The sequence below is a fragment of the Maribacter aurantiacus genome, from assembly GCF_005780245.1.
In the GTDB taxonomy this organism is placed as follows: domain Bacteria; phylum Bacteroidota; class Bacteroidia; order Flavobacteriales; family Flavobacteriaceae; genus Maribacter; species Maribacter flavus.
This window is the reverse complement of sequence record NZ_VBUK01000001.1, coordinates 1,197,776-1,224,586: the sequence shown is the minus strand read 5'-3', so window position 1 is coordinate 1,224,586 and position 26,811 is coordinate 1,197,776. Positions and strand designations below refer to the sequence as shown.

The following is a 26,811-nucleotide window of genomic DNA, read 5'->3' as shown; positions in this document are numbered from 1 at the left end:
AATGAACAATTCTGTAACTAGGCCGGCCCCCCGACCCCGTCATCGCCCAGTGCCTCACTAAGCGGGTGCAAATATACGCACCGTTTTCGTTTCTGCAATAGCTAAAGCAAAAAAAAGTGAAAAATTTTTATTTTATTTTTTAAGTATCTATTATTCAATCATTTAAATTAGAAATAATTTTCAAAACAATGGCCAAAAACAGTAAGGCACTGTATATCAAATAGCTATTGAAAAGACCTCAAAACTGAAAAAAAGTCAAGTGCCTATCTAAGAGCTACTTAAAATTGTCGTTTTTTATGAAAAGAAGTTCCAAACGAGGCCAAATCGGATCACAAAATCGCGATAGGGATAATTTGGTGCCGCGTAAAAATTGTATCCACTAAAGGATGAATTGAAATGTTCAGCCTTTAAAAAAATCCTGGTCTGCTGGATCCGGGCATTTATAAAGAAATCCAATAACGGAAAACCACCGAGCTCCTCGGTATCCTGAACAAAAAATTCGCCTAGAACAGGGTTGTAACCGTTCATGGTATATTTTGAAAAATACTTCAAGGTGATGCCGGTTTGCAAATACATGGCCTTCTTGAAAACATCTGAGGAAAAATAGAGACTGTTCCTGGTAACCAATTGGGGAAGGTTTAGGACATCGGATTCCTGGGATACGGTTTGATACATGACCGTATTGTTCAATGCAAACTTGCCAAGCCTAAATTCCTTGGTATACTTTAGCTTTATATAGGAAATGCCCTTGTCTTCCTGAAAGGGCCTGATGGTAGCTTGCTCCGCTCCTTCCGTCACTTCTAATAGGGGGTCTGCTGCGAAATATGCGTAATTGTCCAAGTTTGTGTATTTGGCCGATAAACTTCCTATCAATTCCGAATCAAAGCTTGCTTCCAAACTATTGACCCTTTCCTTTTTAAAACTGGCCGTATTCTGCCAGTTATAATTAAGGTATTCGCTTTGATACAAAAGAAAATTAAAATCGGGCATCCTAGAAGATGAATGCAAATGAACTTTGAACCGATTCTTATCGTTGAATCTGTAGCCCGCCGAAGCATCCAGAATATTACCCGATAATTCACCGGATAGATTGTATCTGAATGCACCTTCGAGTTCAAAACCACCGATTGTCTTTTCATAATCGGCACCCAAGGCCAATTCCGTTCCATTAAGTCGACTGCCGATTTCCTGTCCGCTTTCGGTAAAAAAAACACTGTTAAAAAAATAGTTGTAATGGAAAATGTTCACATTGCCCTGCAACCTGCCCAAAGTCCTATTATAAAATTCAAGGCTCAACTGGTTGTAAGCTGTCTTTAAATTGGCCTTGTCATTTACCGGTGTCAGGATAAGATCTCCAAAATAGGCATCCCCAGAGGTATGCAAAAACTGGTAGTATTTGGTCTCATATCCAAAAGTGTGGCCCAAGGACAGGGAAGTCTTTTCCACATAACTGGAATCCCTGTTCCTTCGGATCAATTTATAGGCGTGTTCCAAATAATAACGCTTACCGAGTACGACGTTATCGGCATCGTCAAACCGAACGTCAACTTTTGGCCTATCACGAAATTCTGGATCACCGGCCTCAAACTGGAGCTCCTTTTCCAAAAGCCCACCGTTTTCTTGGGATTTGATATCCTGTGCGGCAATATGCGCCCTCAAAGTATACCTTCCGTTCCTAGATTGGTAATTTGTTGTGGTGGTAAAATTACCGGAACGAATCTGATTGGAGTTGTATTTGCCCAAGGAGCGATGTCCTTTGTATCCAATGGAGAAATTCAGTCTTCTAGAGGTATTGAAGGTAAGCATGGCATCCAATAACTGCCCCTGTTCCAAGGTTGTCTTAAACAGGATATCGGTCATGGGAGTGGCTACATTATAATAAGGTATATCCTCCACCTCCCAATAGTTAAAATGTTTTGCCTTGGCGCCTAGGTTTGGATACATAGTGGCCCTGTCAAAATCCATTCCGAGGCTATTGTATGTTTGCCCAATATTCGAAAACGGCATCAACTCAAAATCATCCCTTCTTAAATAGTTGTATTTGTACTCCTTTTGAATTGTCAGGGTGGTATCCAAAAAGGTCGTGTCCCTTTCAAAGGATATGATTTTATAGTTCTTTATGGTAATTTCATTGATGCTATCCCTTTTGGGTTTTTCCTTCGGCAGGGGCTTTTCCTTTTTTTTTATCGAAAGGGAATCGGTTTGGGAAATGGAATCCTTGACTTTTACGGTGCTATCCTCTTGTTGGGCACGTAGGGAAAAGGTAAGACAGCCAAAGAATACTATGAGGAAATACTTCATGCGTACTTATATCAGGCACAAAGTTAATTTTTTTGTTCCTAACTAAATGTGAAAGTTTTGGGCAATAAAAAAGCCCCATGAAATGGGGCTTTTCCAAAAAGTTATTTTCCTTTATTCAAAAGGAACTACCTGATCGGAACTTTTGTTTGCTATTAAAACTTCATTTAAATCAATGACAGTTGTTGCAACACTCGAGCCAGGCTCATAATTAATGGCATCCAAATCACTAACTACAGCCGCTATAAAAGAAGGAATTACAGCAACCGTTCCAGGATCACCTTCATTGATGTTTTCGTTAAGCAAAATTTCATTTTCATCAATGACTAATTTTACTCCCATATCTACTAATCTGATTCCTTCTGCGATAAAGACCTCCTGACGTGTCCTATAAAGAAGTTCTAATCCTGCATCATCATCTTGCATAGCCGCAATGTCATCTGCCGTTAAAGAGGTTCCGGATACGGATGGAATATCAACATTGCCATTCTGACGGCTTAACACCAGTCCAGACCTACCATTAACAACGATTGAGGAATCATCGGGCCTAGATCCTTCATCCACCTGACTTCTCTGCTCAATTGAGTCATCAATACTACGTACCTCTCTTGTTGCAATCAAATCCAACAATGAAGTTAAATTAGTTCTTGCAGATGCGATATCATTATCCGCTAAAGCCGCTTCAGCCAGAATAAGATATGCCTCTTCCGCTTTCATATAATGTACGGGTGCATCTTCATTTGGACTCAAAAAAGAATATTTCGGATCTAAAAAATCCAAAGTTGGAAGCGGTTGTAAATCATCAAAAGTTGCCCTTTCATACAATGCATCTTCAAATGTATTACTCGGTCCATTAGATTCATCGAACCTTACAGTTCTATCAAAGGAATTATCCAAGGCCAGCGCCGCCGTGGCAGCAGTAACAGCACCCGATTGATTTCCTAAATAGTAATTTGCCCGTGCTTTTGCTAAATGATATTCCGGCTTAGCATTAATAGCAATGGCGGTATCAAAAGCGGATATTGCATTTAAATAATGCTGCTCAGACGTGACGGGTACACCTACAGGTTCAGCTGGAAGAGCGGAAAAATACATTCCAGAAAACAAATATGCCAGACCCTCAAAGTAATTGAATTCTGCCTCAGTCTCCGCATCATAATTTGGATCACCAGGACCAACCTCATTGATACCAAAAATAGCTAATTCTCTTAATCTTTGAATATCACGTTGAGTATCCCTCATATCTGGATCGGTAATTTGAATTGCCAATCCATCCATAAATTGGTTGAAGAATGTTTGTGTATTCACATAATTATCAGAACCTAATTCAGCTAAAATCAAGGTTTCTTGAAAAACTAGAGCCAATTGCCTTTCAAGACCAGAAAGCCATATTGTGGCCGAGTTTGGTTGTCCCACAACCGAAGCTTCAGAAAGATTGGGGTTTTCCACTTCCTTGAAGTCAACAACGTCCCCAAAATCACCAGTACAGCCAAATATTAAGGCAGCCGTAAAAAATATTATAAGTTTTTTCATCTTTCTCATCTATTTTTAAAATTCAAACCTCATGGAGGCAATATATGTTCTTGGAGCCGATTCAGTACCATAGGCGAAGCCACCACTTGCAAAACCATTCTGAGCTGTAATACCAGACCCTGTAGTTTCTGGATCAAAAGAACCAGCAGTCCAGTTGAATGGATTTGTAACGTTAATACCCAAACGTATATTACTGAATAAAGGCTTGGCAATGTCTCCCAAATTATAGGATGCCCCAATGTTTCTAACCTTCAAGAAATCATTGTCAAATACAAAGAAGTTTACGTAATTAAATGGAGAAGTAGTTCCAATTAATTCCTCGGGAATTCCAGTATTATCCGTGCCTCTCAAGTGTCTTAACAAGAAAGACAAATCTGTAATTTGTCCACCAAACTGATAATCAGCAGTAGCAAAAAGGTTAAAGTCTCCCCATGTATAATTTATGCCCATTGAACCAAAATTTGGGGCAAAAGTATCGCCCAAGGCCGTGTTGGGCTCAAAAGCATAGGTCCCGTCGTCCTGCAATACAGCTGCAGTACCTCTTAAATAACCCAGACTTTGACCTTCTTCAACAACAGAACCTAAAACTGTAAATCCACCAACTACAAATGCAGGTGCACCACCAGAATCCGTAACTAGGTTTTCATTTGTATTATACGATAAGTTAATACTTAAGTTATGTTTTTCAGTTTGAATAGGGGTAGCTGTTAAAGCAAACTCATAACCTTTGTTCTCAACCTCACCAATATTTTGAATTTGATTGGCTTGACCTGAAGATGGTGGATCCTGTGGGGTAAACAAGGCATCTTCGGTAATTCCTATATATCTTGTACCGCTTAAGAACAATCGATTACTAAAAAAACCAAGTTCCACTCCAAATTCCGTTGTCTTAACACGTTCTGAAACCAATTCATCATTTCCTTGGTTATCAAACGTAAATGAAGGACCACCTAAAAAAGGGTTTTGGGCAAACGTTCTATCCTGAGAGAAAGGTTGTGCAAAATTAGTAGCTTCCCCGTAGTTCGCTCTCAACTTAATGGTAGAAAGAATATCCTTAAAGCCAGAGTTTATATAGAAATCATGGTCACTAAAGTTATAAGTTAAACCAACTTTAGGCAGCAATAAGGGATCGGTATTTGCTCCTGAAGCGGTATTTTGGTCCAATCTACCACCAAACTCTAAAAAGGCAACATCATAAATACCTATGTTCTCTAAAAAGTAAAGACCGTAATTGGCATTTTCCAAAACAAAATCAGAAAATGTTTGCTCTGAGAAATTATTCAAAGAACGTGTTCCATCAACACCTCCTGAACCATTCAACCTATTTTGTCTATCTGAAGTCCTAAAAAATTGACCTCCCAAAATAGAAACAAATGAAAAGTTCTCTGTATTCGCTCTATGGGTAATATTTACATCAGTTGTTAAGGTAAAGGCGGACCTTAATACCCTTGTCAATGCTCCTTGGTCCGTTGTACCCTCTGCAATAGACCCCAGTGCCACTTGTAACTCATTACTCAACAACTCTTCCTGTACGGTATTTCTATTGTCAATACCAATAGTAGCATTTACTTGAAGTGCATCATCAATATCATAGATGAATTTGTTGGAAGCAGTTATACGGTTTGTTGTATTAGTGATATCCACTAATCGACCAATATTTCTGACTCTGGCCAATTCGCCTTGCCATTCCTCATCCGTAAATTCGTCTGTGGCTCCACGTGCCGAGCCCTCTAAGTTGGAAAATCTCGAGAAACTCGTATTTGCGTTATAATCAAGGTTTGATTCAAAATTCACGAAAGAAAAAGAACCTTGATATTTCAATTTATCGGTAACCTTGGCTGTAAGACCAAAAGTAAAAGTTCTTCTGATTTGTTCATTAATATCGTTAAAACTATCGTCTTTATAAAGACTACCTCCAAAGTTATAGGAAAACTTTTCCGAACCTCCATTTAAGCCCACACGATACTCTTGTGACCAACCTGGTTCAAAAATCGCCTCTGCAGTCCTATCGTAACGGAGAAAATCTGTAGTAGCTTTAATTACACCTACGTTACTTTCAAAATATGCTGAACTTTTTCCGTCTTTACCTTTTTTCGTAATAATTTGAATAATTCCATTTGCAGCATCCGCTCCATATAAAGTTGTAGCAGCACCCCCCTTTATATACTCAATTCTTTCAATTGACTCTACTGGAATATCAGCCAAAGCAGAAACGTTTGCCCCACCAGTAGCAATACCCAATTGAGGATTAGAGTTTAGATTATCAACACGTACACCATCGACAATAATTACAGGTGTCGCAGATGTAGCAGCTGAAATTGGACCCCTAGTCCTAATAATTGCCGATGTTCCTGGCTGTCCGGAACTCAAACGAACTTGAGCACTAGGTGTAGTAGACTGAAGAATTTGGTCAATTTGATTTGCCGGTAATTTGTCAATATCCTCTGAATCCAAAGCATCTACCGTAGTAGATAGTTTTCTTCGAGCAATACCAGAACCTTGACCTGTTACAACAACCTCTTCCAACGCCTGGGCATCCTCTTGCATTTTTACATCAATGGTATTTCCTGCGCCAACAACCCTTGTTACTGTTTTTTGACCGATATAGGAAAATCTAAGCTCATTACCTTCTTCGATAGTAATGGAATAGTTTCCATCAAAATCTGTTTGGGTACCATTGGTCGTTCCCACTTCAACTACAGATACCCCCGGCAAGGGTAGCCCTGTTTGATCGGTCACGGTTCCCGTGATATTTTTTTCCTGTGCATAGGAAAATGTTATGCTTAAAACCAGTAATGGCAAAAGCATCCATTTAAACTTCTGTTTCATAGATTTAGTTTTTGAATTAGCAGACGCCAAAACTCTTTAAAAAAAGGAACTATTCCAAAGTGATTCTTAACTCAAAAACTAAAACTGTTAAAATTGAGAGGCAAAATTGTCATATTTTTATAAATTTTGCACTTTTTAACAATGAAATACCAAATATTTAACCTTTAAATTATTCTAATAAAACAACTAGTTTTGTTAACGAAATATTAATTATTGGAAAATTTTTATCTTTTTTTTAACGAATGTGGAGCTGATGAGGCGGGACGGGGTTGTTTGGCCGGACCAGTAACAGCGGCATCGGTGATTTTGCCTGAGGTTTTTGTCAATACATTATTGAACGACTCCAAGCTTTTATCGGGTAAAAATAGGCAACTTTTAAGGCCTATCATTGAAGCACAAAGCCTGGCCTACGGTGTTGCCCATATCCACCCCAAAAAAATAGATGAAATCAATATTCTGAACGCCTCCATCTTAGCCATGCACAAAGCCATCGGCCAACTAAGAGTGATACCACCGCATATAATTGTAGACGGTAATAGGTTCAAACCTTATGAAAATATCCCTCATACCTGTATCATAAAAGGGGACTCCAAGTATATGAGCATCGCCGCAGCATCGATTTTGGCAAAGACCTACAGGGACGACTATATGGATAAAATACACCAGGAATTTCCAATGTATAACTGGAAACAGAACAAAGGGTATCCAACAAAAGAGCATAGGGCTGCCATTAGGGAGTTTGGAGTGACCAAATACCATAGAAAAAGTTTTAGGCTATTACCGGAACAACTTACGCTGGATCTTTAAAAATCCTAAATTTGCCAAAAGGCATTTCATGAAGGTAAGGCTACTGCTTGCAATCCTAAGTTCCATTTTATTGATCAATTGTGCTACCGAATTGGATAACAATGCTACCTCTTTGGCACTTATTCCAGAGAATGTCCCCGTTATCCTAAAGATCAATGATTTGGATGTCTTCCTATCCGAAGTAAAAGGAAACGAAATACTTAAGCGTATTCAAGGTACCCAAGAAATAGGTTTGTTGGCAGACCGATTCAACCCTTTAAATTATGTCAATTCCCCAATGGGAGGGTATCTAGGCCTCATGGAAGCCAAGGACAAACCTTTGGATTTTGTATACATCCCATTTGATAGCGTTCCACAAATTTCTTTGGATAGCACCCTCAACAAAAGAGTGGAAAGTATTACCAAAGGGGACTTTAACTACAAGAAATATGAGATGGATGGATGCATTTTCTATGCATCGGTTCTTCAGAAAAAGGAAGTTGTGGCATCTTCCCAAGCCACCTTGGAAGCGGTTTGGAAACAAATCGAAAATCAAAAACCCATAAAAGAACAGTTCCTTAAATTCGATGCAATGCCAAATCCGACAAAATCGGCACAAATATGGATCGATGTTAAAAACGCTCGAAATCTCTTCAATACGGCATTGGGAAGCAAAAATGACACGCTGGATAACAACTATTCCGATTGGCTTTCCTTGGATATATCCCTAAACAACGATGCCCTTTTACTTAATGGTATCGCCGTTGTGAACGACTCCCTAAAAAATTACCTTGGGCTCTTCTCCCGGACCAGCCCGATATCCAATAAAACGAAGCTATTGGCTCCCAACGGGACGGACTCCTATATTTCCTATACGTTTACGGATTACAAAAATTTCAGCAAGAACCAAAAACGTTTTTTTGATGATAGAGGAGAAAGGGATTCCATCTTTTCTGCTGTGGAGGAAATAGGAATCAGTCAAATGGGCGATGAAAAAGTTATCCTTTTGAATACGTATGGTACCGCCAATATTTTGGATTATATAAATGGGTTACAAACGAACTCTTTGGAATATCAGGGCAGTGAGATCAAGGAGTTAAAAAAAGATAGCCTTCTACTGCAAAGTTTCCATCCGTTGGTACAAGGTTTTGACCCCATTTTTGCCAATGTTCTAGAAAATACATTTGTTTTTTCCGCGTCCCAGGAAACCTTGGAAAGGTTTATAAACGCTAATAAATCTGGACAGACCTTTGACAAATCCTTATTGTTCCAAAATATCCAAGACCATATTACGGATGAATCTACCCTTTTATCGGTGGCGAGCGGTAAAGGTCTCGAGAACAATCTAGGTCAAACAGGGCTAGGTAGCCTAGCCCACCTCTTTAATAAAATCGATTGGGGCGATTATTTATATGGCTCCCAAGTGGTCGCCGATGCCGGTTTTCTTCACACAAATTATTTTATAAAGAAAATAAATGCTTCCGGGAATACATCGGGCGCCGTGGAAATGTTCAAGGCACAACTGGACTCCGATATTTTTCTGAATCCCCAGTTTTTCACGAACCACAGAACCAATAGAAAGGATATCGTGGTGCAGGACCAGGACAACGTACTTTATTTAATCAATAATAAAGGGACGATTATTTGGAGAAAAGAACTGGAAAGTGCGATCCAGGGAAAAATCCACGAAGTGGATATTTACAGGAACGGCAAGTACCAATTGGCCTTTACGACCAATAATCGGTTTTACATCATTGATAGGAACGGAAAGGAAGTGGCGCCTTTCACCTTTAAATATGAAGGCGGCAACCTCAACCCATTGGCGGTTTTTGATTACGCCAACAATAAGAACTATCGTTTTGTAGTCACACAAGGTAGCAAGGTTTTGATGTACAATAACGAAGGGAAAATCGTAAGCGGATTTAAATATACCAAAGCGGAAGACAACATACTAGGGGCACCTCAACACTTTGTAATAGGGACAAAGGATTATCTGGTGTTCAAGTTGGCCAACGGCAATTTAAAAATATTGGACAGAGTTGGAAGGGAGCGGGTAAAAGTATCGGAGAAAATAACCTTTTCTGACAACGATGTAAAAGTTCATCAGAACAAATTTGTTGTGACCTCCACCGAAGGACTTATCTACGAAATCGATGCTCAGGGAAGAATACAGAAGTCGGACTTACAACTAAATACGGACCATGGTATGGACGCGACTTCCAGGACCTTGGTCCTGATGAACGATAATGTACTGTCCATAAGGGGAAAAGAAGTGACGTTGGACTTGGGGGTCTACACCAAACCAACTATTTTCTATTTGAACGATAAGATTTATGTTTCGGTTACGGACATCCAAAATTTAAGGACTTATTTGTTCGATAGTCAGGCCGAAGCCATAGCCAGATTTCCCGTATACGGAGCCTCCTCTATTGATATGGCAGATATGGACAGCGACAACAAGCCAGAATTGGTACTTAAGGACCAAGACAACTCCTTAGTCGTTTACAAGATTCAGTGATACATTTACCTAAGTTGTCCGTACTTACTAAGCAACCAGTCATACATTTACAGTTGCTATTTACACCATTTTCCCATAATTTTAATTGAATCTCTCTAAGGGAGAATTCACTGTATAAGAAATTAATTAACACTATTATGAAAATCATGAATTTGTCCCAAAAGTTGGTTTTGGCGACGGGCATTTTATTTTTTTGTACCATTTCCTCCAACGCGCAATTCCTTAAAAAGTTGGGAAAAACGGCAGAAAGGGCTGCAGAAAGGGCCGTCGAAAGGAGGGTCGACAGGGAGGCCACGGAAAAAACGGACCAGGCACTGGATAGCATCCTGGAACCGGGTTCCAAGAAAGGAGGAAATACCCCCGTTCCTAATGGCAGGAAACCCGAAGAAAGTACTTCTGAAAATGGGGATAGTTCAGAAAACGCCCCAATGGCTAGCTCGGAAGGGCCAAAGAGCCTGGAGGTTTACAGTAAGTTCGATTATGTTCCCGGCGACGAACAATTGTTCTTTGATGACTTTGCCAATGACTTTGTGGGCGACTTTCCATCAAAATGGGATACCAACGGAACAGGTGAAGTGGTTACAATTGGCAGTTCAAACGAAAAATGGTTTGAAGTAAAATCAAGTAGTGTCTACTTTCCCAACATATCCAATCTACCCGAAGATTATACCATTGAATTTGATATATTGACACTGGGATTGGACGACCAGACCTCAAGCACCGCAATCCTCAACCTAAACCTAGAGGATGAAAAAACCTATGATTATTACAGGGCGGGAAAGAATGCGGTCAACATCAAAATACCCTTTGCCCAGTATGCAGATATTGACATTAGGATTTGGAACAAGATCAATAATGAAACGTTAATCAATAACAACGTTCAAACTGATATTAGAAAAGCTGTCCTGAACAAACCGCATATTTCAATTGCGGTCAATGGACAACGGTTCAGATTGTGGGTCAACGAGACCAAATATGTGGATGTTCCCAAACTGGTCGCCCCAGGCGGGGTTCTCAACTACATCCGTTTTGAACCAGAGGGCCTCAAGGACGGTAAAGACCGAATTTTCATTGGAAATCTGAAAGTTGCCAAAGGGGGTGAGGACTTAAGGAGAAAGCTTTTGTCCGAAGGAAAAATATCCACCAACGCCATACTTTTCAATTCTGGTTCTGATCAGTTAAAGCCGGAATCCATGGGCGTCATTCGGCAAATATTCCAGGTTTTGGAACAAGACTCCAGCATCAATCTTAAAATAGTGGGGCACACGGACAGCGATGGCGCCGAAGATACGAACATGAAGCTTTCAAAAAACCGTGCCGAGGCCGTAAAAAGTGCCCTTGTTTCCGTCTATGGGGTGGATGCCGGTAGGCTATCCACAGATGGCAAGGGAGAATCCGAACCCGTAGGAGACAATAGCACCAGTGATGGAAAATCACAGAACAGAAGAGTAGAATTTATTAAACTTTAAACACTAAAATAAAATGAAAATCAAGTTTCTTTTTTGCCTTACCTTCCTTTACGGCACTTCACTGGCATTGGGCCAAAATGCCTGTAGTAAATACTATCCCATGGAAGAGGGCAGTACCTTTCAATACACCATGTACGACAAAAAGGATAAGGTAGAAGGTGTCACGGACTATGTTGTTTCCAACGTAGAAAATGATGGCGGAAATACCACGGCGACCATGAAACTTACTTATACCGATGACAAAGGAAAAAATGTCCTGGAATCTGATTATAATATCACCTGTACCGGTAACGGTGTCAAAATAGATTATGAAAGTCTATTCCCCTCCGAAATGAAAAAACAATATGAGGATATGGGTATGGACATGGAGATTACGGGTACGGATATTGAAATACCCAATAATCTTTCCGCTGGGCAAACGCTTGATGATGCAAACCTAAGCGTTACCATGGATATGGGTGCCATGAAGATGAAAATCAACGTGGATACCTTTGACCGAAAAGTGGAGAAAATGGAATCCGTTACCACGCCAGTAGGTACCTTTGATTGCTATTTGATTACCGAAAAAAGTAAATCCAAAGTAATGATGGCCAATGTGGAAATGAGTAATAAGGTTTGGATTTCAGAAGGTGTGGGCATGATAAAACAGGAATCCTACGGTAAAAACGGCAAGCTTATGAGCCGTATGGAGCTGACCAAATACAGTAAATAAATTTTGTGAATAGCATAAAAAAACCGAGGTCTATACCTCGGTTTTTTGCTTTATCTGCGCCTGAAAAAGCTCTGCAAAGTGTTTTAACAGCTTTTCCTTTACCTCATCCATATCCACGGTTGCTTTTCCCAATTCAACGTTCAAAGAGGTTACTGCCTTATCCTTTATCCCACAGGGAATCATCAAATCAAAATAGCCTAGGTCCGCATTCACATTTAGAGCAAACCCATGCATGGTCACCCACCTACTGGCACGAACGCCCATGGCACAAATTTTTCGGGCGAAGGGCGTTCCCACATCCAACCATACCCCTGTTTCACCTTTGGAGCGTTCGGCCTTCAAACCATATTCCGCCAAAGTGAGAATGACCATCTCCTCAAGTAGTCTTAGGTATTTGTGAATATCGGTAAAGAAATTATCCAGGTCCAGAATCGGGTAGCCAACAATTTGTCCGGGGCCGTGGTATGTGATATCCCCGCCCCTATTGATTTTATAAAAATTGGCGCCTTTTGCACTAAGCTCATCCTCGTTTACCAACAGGTTTTGGATATCCCCACTTTTGCCTAGGGTATAAACATGTGGATGCTCCACAAAAATAAGATGGTTGGGGGTTTCCAAAGCAGTCTCCTCCCTCCTGTTTCTGATTTTCAAATCCAATATTTGCTGAAACAAAAGTTCCTGATAGTCCCAGGTCTCCTTATAATCATTGACGCCCAAGTCCTCCAAAAAAACGGTTTTGTTCATGGTGCAAAGATACGAATAGGAAAAGGTTCCTGCCTACTTTTCCAGTTCCACTTCAATATTGATAGACTCCGGATCCTTGAGCATGTCCAAAAAGTTCACCTCATAAATTAGGGTCTTCCCATCCATGGAAAAAGTGGCGTCCTCCACATTGGTAGATTTTACTCTTTTCGGAAAATGATATTTAAAGGTATAGGTGGAACCGCTCAAAAACATTTCAGTGCCTTGTAGGCTATCCAGGCTCTTTTGGAACAATTCCTGGTCCTTGATTTTAGCTTCTCGAACAAAACGGTCCCCGGAAAAGGAGTAGGAAACCTGGGTGGGATCTTCGGCGGAATTTTGGGGAATGGGCTGGTCTGCAGAGGAAGGACCAATTTTACTTGCCATCTGAAAGGCGTTGAATGCATTGTTGACATCGGATATATTCTTGAAATCCGAAAACATCTCAAAATTCATAGTACCATTAGGACCGTCCACGAGCATGTGTATGCTAAAAGGTTCCAATTTTTTCAATTTTTCCTGTTCTTCCAAGGGCAATTGGGCGATACTATCACGTTTTTCTCGCAAAAGGTCCTTGAAAACGATCGTGGAGTCCATAACCTCCTCCATTTTTAGGCTATCGTTATCGGGTAACATGGACATCATTTCGCTTCCATCAAAACCGATACTCATTTTCCCGGAGCCGTCCGCATTGAAATAAATTTCTTCGGTAAAATTACAGGCAACGAACAGGACCATTATCATAACTGACCACAATACCCTTCTTGCTCCCATATAAAGAAAGTTTTAGTTTGGATTGTTTAAGATAACCAATGCAGCGATAACCCCTGGTACCCAGCCACAAAAAGTTAATAACAGCACTATTAAAAAGGATCCGCAACCCTTTCCCAGAACGGCCAAGGGCGGAAAAAGAATGGCCAATAAAACCCTAATTAAACTCATTTTACTTTTTGATTTTTGATTGATGTACCTATTAGTTGCTAAATTATCAGAATTGTTACGATCGCGTACCCACCCTTTTGAATCAAAAAGGATGATACCTATTAGATTTAAATATTTGATTCCGATTTAAGTGAAACCATAACCCAAATATTTCGTAACTAGTATATTAAAAATATAAATTAGCAAAATGAATACTTTCAAGATTATAGCGCTCATTCTATTATTTTTCAATTGCACATCGAGCGAAAGTGAATTTCTTACGGGCTCCGAAGAAATACGTTCAGAGTATCAAAAAGAATTCAAATATTTGGCTTTGGGCGATAGCTATACGGTTGGAGAAAGTGTTGCGTCAAATCAAAACTTTCCTATGCAACTATCAGAAAGACTTGAAAGCGAATTAAATACAAGTGTCGAAACAAAGATAATTGCGAGAACCGGTTGGAGAACAGATGACCTTCAAAACGGTATTTCGAATACAAGAATAGACAAGCCTCAAGATCTGGTCACCCTCTTGATTGGCGTCAACAATCAATACCAAGACAAACCTTTTGAACAATACGAAAAGGAGTTTCCAGAACTGCTGGGCATTGCCCTTAACTTTGTGGAAGGTAATGCTGAAAAGGTGTTGGTCATCTCCATCCCGGATTATGCGTTTACCCCATTTGGCCAATCTAGGGATGTGGACAAAATATCAAGGGAAATTGATATGTATAACGAGTTTGCCAGGTCCATTGCAGTTGAAAATAAGGTTCGCTTTGTTGAAATTACGGATATTACCAGAATGGGCTTGGAGCAGCCCCAACTTGTGGCCAGTGACGGTCTTCATCCCTCCGGGGAGGCATATAGTAAATTTGTAGATCGCATCCTGCCTTTGGTGGAGGAACGTTTTAAAGATTAGCGCATTCTTACCTATATTTGCGCCTTTAAATAAATCGAAATGCAATTATCCGAACAAGAGGTCATTCGAAGAGAGAAATTGGGGAAATTAAGGGAATTGGGCATCAATCCATATCCCGCCGAGTTATATCCTGTTGACTCCACATCCAAGGGAATCAAAAATGACTATGAGGAAGGCAAGAAGGTGACCATTGCGGGTAGATTGATGTCGCGACGGATACAAGGAAAAGCTTCCTTTGCCGAAATTCAGGACAGTGAAGGTCGCATACAGGTCTACTTCAACAGGGATGAAATTTGTACCGGGGAGGATAAGACCCTATACAACGAGGTTTACAAGAAACTGTTGGACATAGGTGATATCATTGGTATAGAAGGGGAACTTTTTACCACCCAAGTGGGCGAGAAAACGGTCATGGTCAAGAACTTTAAAATGTTAAGCAAGGCCCTTAGACCCCTTCCCCTTCCAAAACAGGATTCCGAAGGAAAGGTGTACGACGAATTCAATGATCCCGAATTGCGCTACCGCCAGCGCTACGTGGATTTGGTCGTAAATCCCAAAGTGAAGGAAACCTTCATTAAACGGACCAAGATTACCAACAGCATTCGGGAGTTTTATAACAGTAGAGGTTATTTGGAGGTGGAAACGCCCATTTTACAACCTATACCAGGCGGTGCGGCCGCAAGGCCATTTTTGACCCACCACAATGCGCTAAACATACCTTTATATTTACGTATTGCCAACGAATTGTATTTAAAGCGACTGATCGTTGGTGGCTTTGATGGAGTGTACGAGTTTTCCAAGGATTTTAGGAACGAGGGTATGGACCGTACGCACAATCCAGAATTTACCGTGATGGAATTGTATGTGGCCTACAAGGATTACAATTGGATGATGGATACTACGGAGCAATTGCTGGAAAAAGTAGCCATGGATGCCAATGGGTCCACAAAAGTTACAGTGGGTAATCACGAAATCGAATTTAAGGCGCCGTATCCCAGAGTGCCTATTTTGGAAGCGATAAAAATCCACACAGGAGTCGATGTTTCCCAAATGGAGGAGAACGAATTGAGGGAAACTGCCAAAAAAATGGGCATTGAAGTGGATGACACCATGGGTGTTGGTAAATTGATCGATGAGATTTTTGGCGAAAAATGTGAGCACCACTATATACAGCCCACTTTTATTACGGATTATCCCAAGGAAATGAGCCCGTTGACCAAGGAGCATAGAACAAATCCTAGACTTACGGAGCGTTTTGAGCTGATGGTAAACGGTAAGGAATTGGCCAATGCCTATTCTGAGCTGAACGATCCAATCGATCAGCGCGAACGCTTTGAAGATCAATTGCGACTCTCTGAAAAAGGGGACGATGAGGCGATGTTCATTGACCAGGATTTTCTAAGGGCCTTGGAGTACGGAATGCCCCCTACTTCAGGTATTGGAATTGGTATTGATCGGTTGGTCATGTTGATGACCAATAATTCCTCCATACAAGAAGTACTGTTCTTTCCACAGATGCGGCCGGAGAAAAAAGCCGTTCAACTTTCCGATAATGAAAAGGCCATATACGATATCCTTAAAAAGGAAAAAAGTATGTCCCTGGATAGCCTAAAGACCCAATCCGGGTTAAGCAACAAGGCATGGGACAAGGGAATCAAGGGTTTGACAAGTCAAAAATTGGCGAAGGTCCAAAAGGAAAACGACGCGCTATTGGTGTCCTTAATGGAATAAGAGTTTTTATTTTATAATGTAAATTCTTCGGAACAATTATTCTTAATAATTCACATAAAAAATCATAGTTTAGACCCAACTTGAGAAAACCCATGGGACTAAGCAAAAAATGGGGGCTTTTTCTAGGCCCCCTACTTTTTCTACTTCTGATCAACCTTCCCGTTATTTTGATTTCAGAACGGGCGGATGCTGTAATAGCCGTAGCCCTTTGGATGATCGTGTGGTGGATTACCGAAGCGGTTTCCATATCCGTCACGGCACTACTCCCATTGTTATTGTTCCCTATCCTTAAAATCATACCCATGGAGGATGTTGGCGCCAATTACGGGAGTCCGATCGTATTCCTATTTTTTGGGGGATTCGTCATGGCCCTGGCCCTGGAAAAAGTAAACCTTCATAAACGCATTGCTCTTTCCATCATCCGTATCACGGGCACCACACCCAACAAAGTTATTTTAGGTTTTATGATCGCCACGGCCACCTTGAGCATGTGGATTAGCAATACGGCCACTACCGTGGTCATGTTGCCCATTGCCATGTCCGTTATACAACTATTGATAGATGATGCCGACGGATTTACAAAAAGCGACCGCAATTTTGCCCTAAGCGTGATGTTGGGTATTGCATTCTCCGCAAATGCAGGCGGCATAGCCACGGTCATTGGAACCCCACCCAATTCGGTACTCATCGGGTTGTTGGAAAATGAATACCATATTGAAATATCTTTTTTGAAATGGATGGTCATCGGGCTACCCTTTTCGGTGATTATGATAACCCTTTGCTATTTGGTTTTGGTAAAATTCATGTTCCCCAATGGGGCCCTGAAATTCAATGCCTCCAAAAGCATTATTGATCAGGAACTGAAAAAACTGGGGCCTACTTCGGCAAAGGAAAAAATGGTTTTGGTCATTTTTGGCATTACGGTTTTCCTTTGGGTTTTTAGGACCGTCATCAATTCCATTTTTCCATTTTTAGGCCTGTCCGATGCCATGATCAGTCTGTTCACCGCTATTTCACTTTTTGCGATCCCCTTCAATGTGAGAAAAGGCGATTTCATTTTGGAATGGAAGGATACCCAGAAACTGGCTTGGGGCATACTCATACTATTTGGTGGGGGATTGGCCCTGGCGGAGGCCATGTCCGTTACGGGGATTGTGGACCTTGTAGCGGGAACCATCGCCGAAAGTGAGATCAGTGCACTCTTTACTGCCGCCCTATTGATATTTTTGATGTTGTTCATGACGGAACTGATGAGCAACGTAGCCCTTGTTGCCGTCTTGGCACCTGTGGTTGCGGGCATTGCCCTTGGCTTGGGAATACCTATCGTACATTTATTGATACCCATTACCATAGCGAGCAGTTGCGCCTTCATGCTCCCCATGGCCACGCCTCCCAATGCCATCGTTTTTGCCAGTGGCTATATTAAGGTGCATGAAATGGCCAAAGCAGGCGTAATCCTTAATCTGATTGCTGTGGTACTTTTAATAGGACTGTTCCAATTTATCCTCCCTTTACTTTTCTGATTTGCAAAATAAAGTGGTGCATAGACCTGTAGAACACCACAAAAAGATAAAGCCCCTGCTGGCGCAGAGGCTTTATACCTAACTAATTCAGTCCCGATTGCTATCCGGGTAAAAATGATATTCCTACATAACAGACGCTGAAAAATCCAGAATGTTACAATTTATACCAATTCAATTTTCAAAACCATCTAAAGAAAATGAATTGTTTTCTTGGATTACGAAAAAGAAAAAGGTTGCGCAGCCGTAATTGCGGAACTTTATTATTTTGAAGTAAGGCGAGAAAAGAAACTTTTTATCTGATGGGATTGAATGTTGAATTGGTATTCGGCTTATGATTTCGTTAACAAGTCGTTAAAATAATTTTTCGGTTCTTTGAAAAATTGACCAAATTCAAAAAAATAGATGCATAAAAAATTACTTTTCCCGCTACTAGCGATAGCATGTTTATTAAGTTACCAAACTACCGAAGCCCAAATTTTCAAAAAGAAAAAAAAGAAGACAGAAACCGCTGCGGAAAAACCCAATAAGGACAAAATTCAACCGTATGACAAAGTCATCACCAAGGAGGCAAAAACTGATGCTGGGCTCTTCGATGTCCATATAGTTGACGACAAGCATTACTATGAAATCCCGGATTCACTCTTCAATAGGGAAATGTTAATGGTGAGCCGCATTTCAAAAACAGCTTCTGAAATAGGTTTTGGTGGCGGAAAGATTAATACCCAAGTCCTAAGATGGGAGAAAAAGGACAAGAAAGTACTGCTACGCGTTGTATCCCACGATGTCGTCGCGGCCGATTCCCTTCCGGTACATGAAGCCGTCGTAAATTCAAATTTTGAGCCGGTCCTTTACGCATTTGACATCAAGGCCTTTAAAAAGGATTCGCTGAGTCCGGCTACGGTCATTGAAGTGGATGATATATTCACTAAGGACACCAAAGCCTTTGGAATGCCGGAAACCTACCGAAAACGATACAAGGTTTCACGTTTGGATGATGGCAGAAGCTTTATTGAAAGCATAAAAAGTTATCCCTTGAACGTTGAGGCCAGGCATGTAAAGACCTATTTGGCCGGGGAACCGCCCAGTAATGGTAGCCTGGGATCCATATCGATAGAAATCAACAATTCCATGGTACTCTTACCAAAGGAACCAATGAAAAGACGCTATTTTGACCGAAGGGTGGGGTGGTTCGCCAGGGGCCAGGTCGATTATGGCCTGGATGCCCAGGAAAGCAAAACGATTACCTTTTTGGACCGATGGAGACTGGAAGTGAAAGATGAGGATTTGGAAAAGTTCAAAAACGGGGAACTAGTAGAACCTAAAAAGCAGATTGTCTATTATGTGGATAGGGCAACGCCCAAGCAATGGGTGCCGTACATAAAGCAAGGTATCGAAGATTGGCAAGTGGCCTTTGAGGAAGCGGGTTTCAAAAATGCCATCATTGCCAAGGACCCTCCAACTCCGGAAGAAGATCCGGAATGGTCCCCGGAGGATGTCCGTTATTCCGTGGTTCGGTATTTGGCATCCCCAATTCCCAATGCCAACGGTCCGCACGTGAGCGATCCGCGCAGTGGAGAAATATTGGAATCGGACATCAACTGGTACCACAACGTTATGAGCCTTTTACGCAACTGGTTCTTTGTACAGACAGCGGCGATAAATCCGTCCGCACAAGGAGTGCAGTTTGATGAGGAAGTGATGGGCAGGTTGATCCGTTTTGTCTCTTCGCACGAAGTGGGTCATACATTAGGTTTGCCCCATAATATGGGTAGTAGTGTTGCCTATCCTGTGGATTCATTGCGTTCGGCAAGTTTTACTAAAAAATTTGGTACGGCCCCTTCGATCATGGACTATGCCCGTTTTAATTATATCGCCCAACCCGGTGATGAGGGCGTTGCTTTGATGCCGGACATCGGTGTATATGACAAATATGCCATTAAATGGGGATACAGGCCTATTTTGGATAAATCAGCGAAAGAAGAAAAACCCATCTTGGACCAATGGATTTTAGAGCATGCGGGAGACCCACTGTACCGATTTGGCCATCAACAGGTGGGCGACATCGTAGATCCCAGCTCCCAAACGGAAGATTTGGGCGATAATGCCATAAAGGCAAGCGAATACGGCATTGCCAATTTGCAAAGAATCGTTCCTAAATTGATTGAATGGACCCAGGAAGACGGTAAAAACTACGATGACCTTGAAACCCTCTACGGACAAGTCGTTGCTCAGTACAACCGCTATATGGGCCATGTGTCGAACAACATTGGAGGGGTCTATGAATACCATAAAACCTATGATCAGCAAGGTGCCGTGTACACGCATGTAGATGCCGAACATCAGGAAAACTGTATGGAGTTTCTCCAGGAACAACTGTTCCAAACCCCGGAATGGTTATTGGATCAGGATATTTTTGGGAGAATCCAATATTCCGGTTTTGTGGAGCGTATCCGTTCGATACAGGAGCGTACCTTGAACAATATCATGAGCCTAGGAAAAATGGCGCGTTTGGTCGAAAACGAGGTGGCCAACGGTACCGAGGCCTATACTTTGGTGGAAATGATGGACGATTTAAGGAAGGGAATTTGGTCCGAATTGTCCTCCGGAAGAAAAATCGATACGTACCGAAGAAACCTTCAAAAAGCCTATGTGGATCGTTTGGCCTATTTGATGACCGCGGAGGACCAGAAAAAACTACCCGACTTTGGTGGCTATAGAAAATCGACCGCGGTGAATACGAGTCAGTCGGACATTCGTTCCGTGGCCAGGGCAGAATTGAATCTATTAAAAAGGGATGTAAGAAATGCCATTGGCAGGACTTCCGATAGAATGAGCAGGTATCATCTACAGGATGTGGAAGAGCGAATTGACCACATTTTGGACCCTGAGTAAAACATTGGGTTTTTCGCCTTCATCGACGAAATACCAAAAAATCCGACGAAATTATTCGTTTTACAACATTTAAACATTATTTGACATCAAAAAAAGCCCGTTTCACAACAATGGGCTTTTTCGTACGTTACTATTTTATAGTTTAGATCAAAATTATTAAAACCCCCAAATCATGAATAATAAAGTCAAAAGCCTAATCTACCTAAGTTGTTTTATCATTGCAGCCGTATTCTATCATTTTCAGATCAACGGGGAATCCAGTCAATTGCTCCCAAAAAATGCAGAAATGGCCAAAGCGGATATCGTTGTAGAACCGTTTACCGAAAATATGGCAACGGAAGCCGTACAATAAGAACACCTCAAAATACTATAAAAGCGCGACTTTTCCAGTCGCGCTTTTTTTATGCCCGATCTGGACCCATGTAGTTAAATTCCTCTTAAATATCTTCTCCAGTTTAAACCTTTGCCACTGCCTTAGGTCTTAATACTAAAACCCATAAAATGTAACGTGATGAGAAAATTAGTATTGGTAGCCTTTTTAATTATTGGCATTACCGCAATGGCACAGGAGAAAAATAGAAAAGAAGGCAGGAGACACATGGCCGATTTCACTCCAGAGCAAATGGCAACCTTGCAGACCAAAAGAATGACCTTGGCCTTGGACCTCACAGCAGATCAACAATCCAAGCTACAGGAAATGTTCACAAAAAATGCAGCGGAGAGAAAGGCCAAGATGGAAGCCCATAAAGTCCGAAGGGAAAGCGGGGAATCTTTATCAGACGATGAGAAGTTCGCCCTACAAAACGAACGTCTGGATAACCAGATTGCCCATAAGGAGGAAATGAAAGCGATCCTTGATGACGCACAATATGCCAAATGGGAAAAAATGCGTGCGAAAAGGGGAAAACATACAAAAGGAAAGGACCGCCAGCATAGAGCGGAAAAGAAATAGGTTGTTTAGTTAGTTGATTGTTAGGAAAAGACCTTGTTTTAATAGCAGGGTCTTTTTTTATGTGGATATTGAAAATCTATGGTTTGCGATAGTTCGAGACTGATTTAAAATCACTTTTAAAAAGAACTAGGTTTCTTATGGAAGCTAAAACTAGGTCATAGGTTTTTCAAAAATGTAACAAAATGGCTTAGTGTGCGTCCTATCGTCAATTACATTCATCAATCAACCAATCGAACAATCATGATATTCACAAGAAAAAACAAGTCCAAGATAATTCTTGGAGCACTGATTTTTACTTCTTTATGTGTGCTATGGGAACACTTGAATGGTGGTGTGATCACGCACCATATACTTGCACGGGAAGATATGCCAGGAATGTCCAATTGGTGGGGATTATTGACCCTTCCCTTATTAACGTGGATTTCCTTCTCCCTAATCCATAAACGACAGCGGCAAAATCCAGAACTCGAAAAAACCATTATCAGTAGGTTTTTTGCCGCATTCGTTTTTGGGCTGATAGCATCCATATTATGGGAATTGAATTTAGATGAAATTCTCCCATTTTACATCCTTTTGCCTCTGCCCATTGCATTCTTCATACCACTTCATCGACTGGAATATCTACTGGGTTTTGTTCTTGGCATGCTTTTCACTTTTGGTGGTATACTTCCTATTTTGGTAGGCTTGGTCTTAACATTCCTGTGTTTTTTCCTTTATAATCTTGTACGGATTCTAAAATCATTACTTTGAAAGTAGGAGCCCTAAAATATCTGTATGAACAAAAAAGACAGAATGATGAAAGCAATAATCTGCCCTAAATACGGCCCACCGGAAGTTCTGAAAATCTCGACTCTTGCCAAGCCAATCCCAAAGAAAAATGAAGTCCTGGTCAAAATAATGGCAACTACCGTTAATTCCGCCGATGTAAGGATACGGGGTTTTAAAGTTGAGGGTCTTATGAAGTTGGTCATGCGTTTGGTTCTTGGTTTAAACAAACCCAGAAAACCGATCCTCGGAACCGTTTTTTCAGGAATCATAGAGCACATTGGAACAAATGTCAATAATTTCAAGGTAGGCGATAACGTCTTTGGAATGACCGGATTAAAGTTCGGTACCAATGCCGAGTATATCGCCATCAGTGAAAAAGCCAATATAACTTGGGCCCCCATGAATGCGACGTATGAAGAGTCCGCTGCCATTATTTTTGGCGGGCAATCTGCCATTTATTTTTTGGAGAAAGCGGGCATTGCGAAGAAACCGAATGTAAAAGTACTAATATATGGAGCCACGGGTTCCGTAGGTGCGGCGGCCGTTCAAATCGCAAAATCACATAATGCCCACATTACGGCGGTGTGTAGCACCCGGGGTTCCGAACTTATGGAAAGACTCGGTATTACCAATGTTCTTTTTTATGATAAAGGGCAATTCGAAGAACATCGATCCAAGTACGATATTGTCTTCGATGCCGTGGGCAAGGCTTCAAAAAAACAGTGCAAATCCCTACTCAAAGAAGATGGGGTGTTCAAGACCGTTGAGGGTATGGAAGTGGCATCCGAATCAAAAAGGCAACTGGAAATACTTAGGGAACTATTTGAAAACGGCAGCTATGATGCAACGATAGACAAGGTGTTTCCCATGGACCAAGTGGTGTCAGCCCACCACTATGTAGATCAGGGCAGTAAAAAGGGCAATGTGGTCCTTACCATTGGTACGAACGATGCCAATTCTTAAATCATAAAATGGAGTATTCACTATTCGGAAAGAATCATTACATTGAAAGGGATAACGGTTTTACCAAACACCTCCTAAATTACCCGATTTGCTTTCTCACAAAACCAAACGAAAATTTAGCAAAATTCTATCATTTGGTATTATTTGGACCCTTTTGGGGTGGCTCTTCATGTTCATTGAACAAACTGCGATTATTGGAGCAGGTGTCACTCAAAAGGAAGCCATTAGTGTAAATTTTCAAGTTTTCCTATTTGCGACCGTCGCGGTTTTCTTGGTCGGTTGTTTTGTTGGATATCTGGAGCTGACCTTCTTGAACAAGTTGTTCATCAAAAAACCCTTCTACAAAAAGGTCTTGTTCAAGCTTGTTTTTTACCTGATCTTATTTTCCGCAATCATGATGGTACTGTATCCCATTGCCTCCAGTATCGAATTACGGATCCCCTTATTTTCAGGAGAAATTTGGCAACGCTATTTGGATTTTTTAGCAAGTACGGTGCATTTGAGCACCCTGGTCCAACTATCGGCCTCTCTATTTTTTTCCCTTATTTATGCCGAAATAAGCGATAATTTAGGGCATGGTGTCCTTCGAAACTTCATCATAGGCAAATATCATCGACCCAAGGAAGAACATCGCATTTTCCTGTTTACCGATATGAAAGACTCCACCGCCATAGCGGAACAATTGGGGACCAAAATGTACTTTTTATTTTTAAGGGAGTACTACAAATCCCTTGAAGATGCCATAATACAATTTGGAGGGGACGTTTATCAGTACATTGGCGATGAGATCGTCATCACTTGGAAATTGAACATCGGTATACAGAACAACAACTGTCTGCATACTTTTTTCGAAATGAAAAATGCCTTGCAACATAAGGCCGATTTTTTCCTGAAAACCTACGGATTTGCACCCAAATTTAAGGGAGGAATGCATTTTGGGGAGGTCACTACCGGGGAAATTGGGGCGTTAAAAAAGGAAATTGTCTTCTCTGGGGATGTTTTGAACACTTCGGCCAGAATACAATCGGCCTGCAACGCCTTTAAAACCGATTTCCTTGTTTCCGATAGTCTGATCAAAAAACTGCACATTGACGAAAATTTTGTTGTATCGGAAATTGGGGAGGTTACCTTACGGGGAAAGGATGCGTCCCTGTCCTTGGTGAAAGTTGATAGCAATAACAAATAAAACATCAGCCATGATAAAATTCTTTAGAAGAACAAGACAAAAACTATTGGCCGAAAAAAAAGTGGGTCGGTATTTAGCATATGCCTTGGGGGAGATCGTCCTGGTGGTCATTGGAATCCTGATTGCCCTTGCTATAAACAACCGAAACCAGCGGAACATTGACGCCAAAAATGAGCAAACCTATCTCTTGGGGCTACAGGAGGAATTCAATATTAGTAAAAACAAATTGACCGAACTCATAGCCGTGAACAGGGCGAATATAGAAAGTGCCGAAAAAATAATAGGGCTGATGAACCAAAAGGACTCCCTACCCTTAGAAGAGGATTTATCCCAATTGCTATTGAATACGTTCATTTCGGATGTTGCCTTTAACCCGAACAATTCCTTGTTATTGGAAATTATCAACTCCGGAAACCTAAAGAATATTTCCAATCCTGATTTAAGAATCATGCTCACAAACTGGATCGCCACCATGGAGGATATTTCCAGACAGGAAGAGGATTTGCGCCATGAACGCGAAAACCTCCTCGATATTTTTAGAACGGACCAGTTTAGCATCAAGACCGTACTGCAACAAACAGACGTCCTAACAAGTCTTAAGACACCTACAGACGGTGAGAGGGTCAGTAATTTAGGGGTGCTGTCCTCACAGGAATTCGAGAATAAGCTGCTTCTGTTTATTGTGACCTGTCATGCTACGGAAGACAACCATTATTCGCCACTGATGGGGTATATAGACGACATCTTAGAATCCATATCGTCCGAAATTCAGGAGAAATGATCAATTAATCCAATTGTAATTTTTCCACCGCCTCTATAGTTTCGTCCAAGTCCTCATAGGACAAGGCATCGTTCAGAAAATAACTTTCAAAAGCGGACGGTGGCAGATAGATCCCCTGGTCCAACATTCCATGGAAGTACTTTTTAAACGTTTCGTTGTTTCCAGTGGCCGAAGATGCAAAATCCATCACCGGGCGGTCCGTAAAATGTACCGAAATCATGCTGCCAAAACGATTGATCTGATAGGGAATTCCTTTTTTATCAAGCGCTTTGGAAAGACCGATGTGCAAATGGGCCGTTTTTTCCTGAAGGCTGGTAAATATCGCTGGATTGTTATTGAGTTCGGTCAACATGGCCAAGCCGGCACTCATGGCCAACGGATTTCCACTTAAGGTACCGGCTTGATACACCGGTCCTTCGGGGGCCAAATACCCCATGATTTTGGTACTCGCAGCAAAGGCACCAACGGGAAGTCCGCCACCAATTACCTTTCCAAAACACAAAATATCCGCCTTGATTCCCAAGGCTTCCTGGGCTCCTCCCCTTCCAAGCCTAAAACCGGTCATGACCTCATCAAAGATCAAAAGGATATCATTTTGGGTACAGAGTTCCCGCAATCCACGGATAAAACCATCGGTTGGGATAATGCAGCCCATATTTCCGGCCACGGGCTCAATGATGACCGCCGCTATTTCTCCTTTATTGGCCTCTATAAGCTGAGTAACACTTTCCAAGTCATTATATGAGGCCAATAGGGTATCCTTGGCCGTACCTTGAGTAACACCGGGACTATTAGGACTTCCAAAAGTAACCGCACCGCTCCCTGCCTGAATCAAAAAGGAATCGGAATGGCCGTGGTAGCAACCGGTGAATTTGATGATCTTGTCCTTGCCCGTATAACCCCTTGCCAAACGAACGGCGCTCATACAGGCCTCCGTTCCACTATTTACAAATCGGATTTTATCGATATTGGGAACCATGGAAACGGCCAACTTTGCCAGTTCGGTCTCAATTTCGGTAGGCATACCAAAGGAAGTCCCTTTTTTTGCCTTCTCAATAATGGCATTTAAAACAGGCTCATGCGCATGTCCCAAAATCAAGGGACCCCAAGATGCTATGTAATCTATGAGTCGGTTTCCATCTACATCGTATAAATAGGCACCTTTGGCCTCCTTCACAAAAATTGGGTCGCCGCCTACGGCCTTAAAAGCCCTTACCGGTGAATTTACACCACCAGGTATTAATTGTTTGGCCTCTGCAAAAAGGGCACTACTTCTTTTGTAAATCATA

The 26,811-nt window shown here is 41.5% G+C and carries 21 protein-coding genes; 14 read left to right on the top strand and 7 right to left on the bottom strand.

Features of this window, described 5'->3' with window-relative positions; all coding sequences use genetic code 11:
* Positions 1–294 precede the first annotated feature (294 nt).
* From FEK29_RS05185 to FEK29_RS05175, 3 genes are all read right to left on the bottom strand, one after another.
* Positions 295–2,301 carry a putative porin gene (locus FEK29_RS05185; protein ID WP_138257301.1) on the bottom strand — a complete coding sequence of 669 codons (2,007 nt, stop codon included), beginning with the start codon at positions 2,299–2,301 and terminating at the stop codon, positions 295–297.
* Positions 2,302–2,412: 111 nt separating this feature from the next.
* A complete protein-coding gene (locus FEK29_RS05180; protein ID WP_138257300.1) occupies positions 2,413–3,831 on the bottom strand; it encodes a hypothetical protein in 1,419 nt (472 codons plus the stop codon).
* 15 nt (positions 3,832–3,846) lie between these two features.
* Positions 3,847–6,660 (bottom strand): TonB-dependent receptor domain-containing protein, encoded by a 2,814-nt coding sequence (locus tag FEK29_RS05175; protein ID WP_138257299.1) that lies wholly within the window; start codon positions 6,658–6,660, stop codon positions 3,847–3,849.
* Between the two features lie 213 nt (positions 6,661–6,873).
* On the opposite strand from FEK29_RS05175, the gene FEK29_RS05170 reads away from it, so the two are divergent.
* The 4 genes from FEK29_RS05170 to FEK29_RS05155 all read left to right on the top strand — a co-directional run bounded on the left by FEK29_RS05170 (position 6,874) and on the right by FEK29_RS05155 (position 12,145).
* Positions 6,874–7,467, top strand: coding sequence for a ribonuclease HII (locus tag FEK29_RS05170; protein ID WP_138257298.1), 594 nt, complete (start codon positions 6,874–6,876; stop codon positions 7,465–7,467).
* A 28-nt stretch (positions 7,468–7,495) separates the two neighbouring features.
* Complete coding sequence (locus FEK29_RS05165; RefSeq protein ID WP_138257297.1) at positions 7,496–9,964, top strand: ribonuclease HII; 2,469 nt, start codon at positions 7,496–7,498, stop codon at positions 9,962–9,964.
* Between the two features lie 137 nt (positions 9,965–10,101).
* Complete coding sequence (locus FEK29_RS05160) at positions 10,102–11,433, top strand: OmpA family protein (protein ID WP_138257296.1); 1,332 nt, start codon at positions 10,102–10,104, stop codon at positions 11,431–11,433.
* A gap of 13 nt (positions 11,434–11,446) precedes the next feature.
* On the top strand, positions 11,447–12,145 hold the full coding sequence (locus FEK29_RS05155) for a TapB family protein (protein ID WP_138257295.1): 699 nt from the start codon (positions 11,447–11,449) through the stop codon (positions 12,143–12,145).
* A 30-nt stretch (positions 12,146–12,175) separates the two neighbouring features.
* Here the strand turns inward: FEK29_RS05155 and lipB are convergent, their stop codons facing one another.
* Genes lipB through FEK29_RS05140 form a run of 3 tightly spaced genes read right to left on the bottom strand, consistent with a single transcriptional unit; the run spans position 12,176 to position 13,828 of the window.
* Positions 12,176–12,889 carry a lipoyl(octanoyl) transferase LipB gene (lipB, locus tag FEK29_RS05150; RefSeq protein WP_138257294.1) on the bottom strand — a complete coding sequence of 238 codons (714 nt, stop codon included), beginning with the start codon at positions 12,887–12,889 and terminating at the stop codon, positions 12,176–12,178.
* Positions 12,890–12,922: 33 nt separating this feature from the next.
* Positions 12,923–13,660: a hypothetical protein gene (locus tag FEK29_RS05145; RefSeq protein WP_240042665.1), complete on the bottom strand. Its 738-nt coding sequence runs from the start codon at positions 13,658–13,660 to the stop codon at positions 12,923–12,925.
* Positions 13,661–13,672: 12 nt separating this feature from the next.
* Positions 13,673–13,828 carry a YqaE/Pmp3 family membrane protein gene (locus FEK29_RS05140; protein WP_138257293.1) on the bottom strand — a complete coding sequence of 52 codons (156 nt, stop codon included), beginning with the start codon at positions 13,826–13,828 and terminating at the stop codon, positions 13,673–13,675.
* Positions 13,829–14,015: 187 nt separating this feature from the next.
* Here FEK29_RS05140 and FEK29_RS05135 point away from each other — a divergent pair, with 187 nt between their 5' ends.
* The 10 genes from FEK29_RS05135 to FEK29_RS05090 all read left to right on the top strand — a co-directional run bounded on the left by FEK29_RS05135 (position 14,016) and on the right by FEK29_RS05090 (position 25,522).
* Positions 14,016–14,726, top strand: coding sequence for an SGNH/GDSL hydrolase family protein (locus FEK29_RS05135; RefSeq protein WP_138257292.1), 711 nt, complete (start codon positions 14,016–14,018; stop codon positions 14,724–14,726).
* A 39-nt stretch (positions 14,727–14,765) separates the two neighbouring features.
* On the top strand, positions 14,766–16,457 hold the full coding sequence (gene lysS / locus FEK29_RS05130) for a lysine--tRNA ligase (RefSeq protein ID WP_138257291.1): 1,692 nt from the start codon (positions 14,766–14,768) through the stop codon (positions 16,455–16,457).
* A gap of 92 nt (positions 16,458–16,549) precedes the next feature.
* A complete protein-coding gene (locus FEK29_RS05125) occupies positions 16,550–17,980 on the top strand; it encodes an SLC13 family permease (protein WP_138257290.1) in 1,431 nt (476 codons plus the stop codon).
* A gap of 402 nt (positions 17,981–18,382) precedes the next feature.
* Positions 18,383–20,872, top strand: coding sequence for a zinc-dependent metalloprotease (locus FEK29_RS05120; RefSeq protein WP_138257289.1), 2,490 nt, complete (start codon positions 18,383–18,385; stop codon positions 20,870–20,872).
* Positions 20,873–21,044: 172 nt separating this feature from the next.
* Positions 21,045–21,224: a hypothetical protein gene (locus FEK29_RS05115; RefSeq protein ID WP_138257288.1), complete on the top strand. Its 180-nt coding sequence runs from the start codon at positions 21,045–21,047 to the stop codon at positions 21,222–21,224.
* A gap of 159 nt (positions 21,225–21,383) precedes the next feature.
* Positions 21,384–21,824 carry a hypothetical protein gene (locus tag FEK29_RS05110; RefSeq protein ID WP_138257287.1) on the top strand — a complete coding sequence of 147 codons (441 nt, stop codon included), beginning with the start codon at positions 21,384–21,386 and terminating at the stop codon, positions 21,822–21,824.
* Positions 21,825–22,064: 240 nt separating this feature from the next.
* Positions 22,065–22,574, top strand: a complete 510-nt coding sequence (locus FEK29_RS05105) for a hypothetical protein (protein WP_138257286.1) — start codon at positions 22,065–22,067, stop codon at positions 22,572–22,574.
* A gap of 24 nt (positions 22,575–22,598) precedes the next feature.
* A complete protein-coding gene (locus tag FEK29_RS05100; RefSeq protein ID WP_240042664.1) occupies positions 22,599–23,555 on the top strand; it encodes an NAD(P)-dependent alcohol dehydrogenase in 957 nt (318 codons plus the stop codon).
* An 88-nt stretch (positions 23,556–23,643) separates the two neighbouring features.
* The gene (locus tag FEK29_RS05095; protein ID WP_240042663.1) at positions 23,644–24,741 is read left to right on the top strand and encodes an adenylate/guanylate cyclase domain-containing protein; all 1,098 of its coding nucleotides are present in this window, start codon (positions 23,644–23,646) and stop codon (positions 24,739–24,741) included.
* A gap of 10 nt (positions 24,742–24,751) precedes the next feature.
* The gene (locus FEK29_RS05090; protein ID WP_138257285.1) at positions 24,752–25,522 is read left to right on the top strand and encodes a DUF6090 family protein; all 771 of its coding nucleotides are present in this window, start codon (positions 24,752–24,754) and stop codon (positions 25,520–25,522) included.
* A 4-nt stretch (positions 25,523–25,526) separates the two neighbouring features.
* Here FEK29_RS05090 and hemL read toward each other — a convergent pair whose 3' ends face one another.
* Entirely contained in the window at positions 25,527–26,810 is a 1,284-nt protein-coding gene (gene hemL, locus FEK29_RS05085) for a glutamate-1-semialdehyde 2,1-aminomutase (protein ID WP_138257284.1), read from the bottom strand.
* Between the last annotated feature and the right edge of the window lies 1 nt (position 26,811).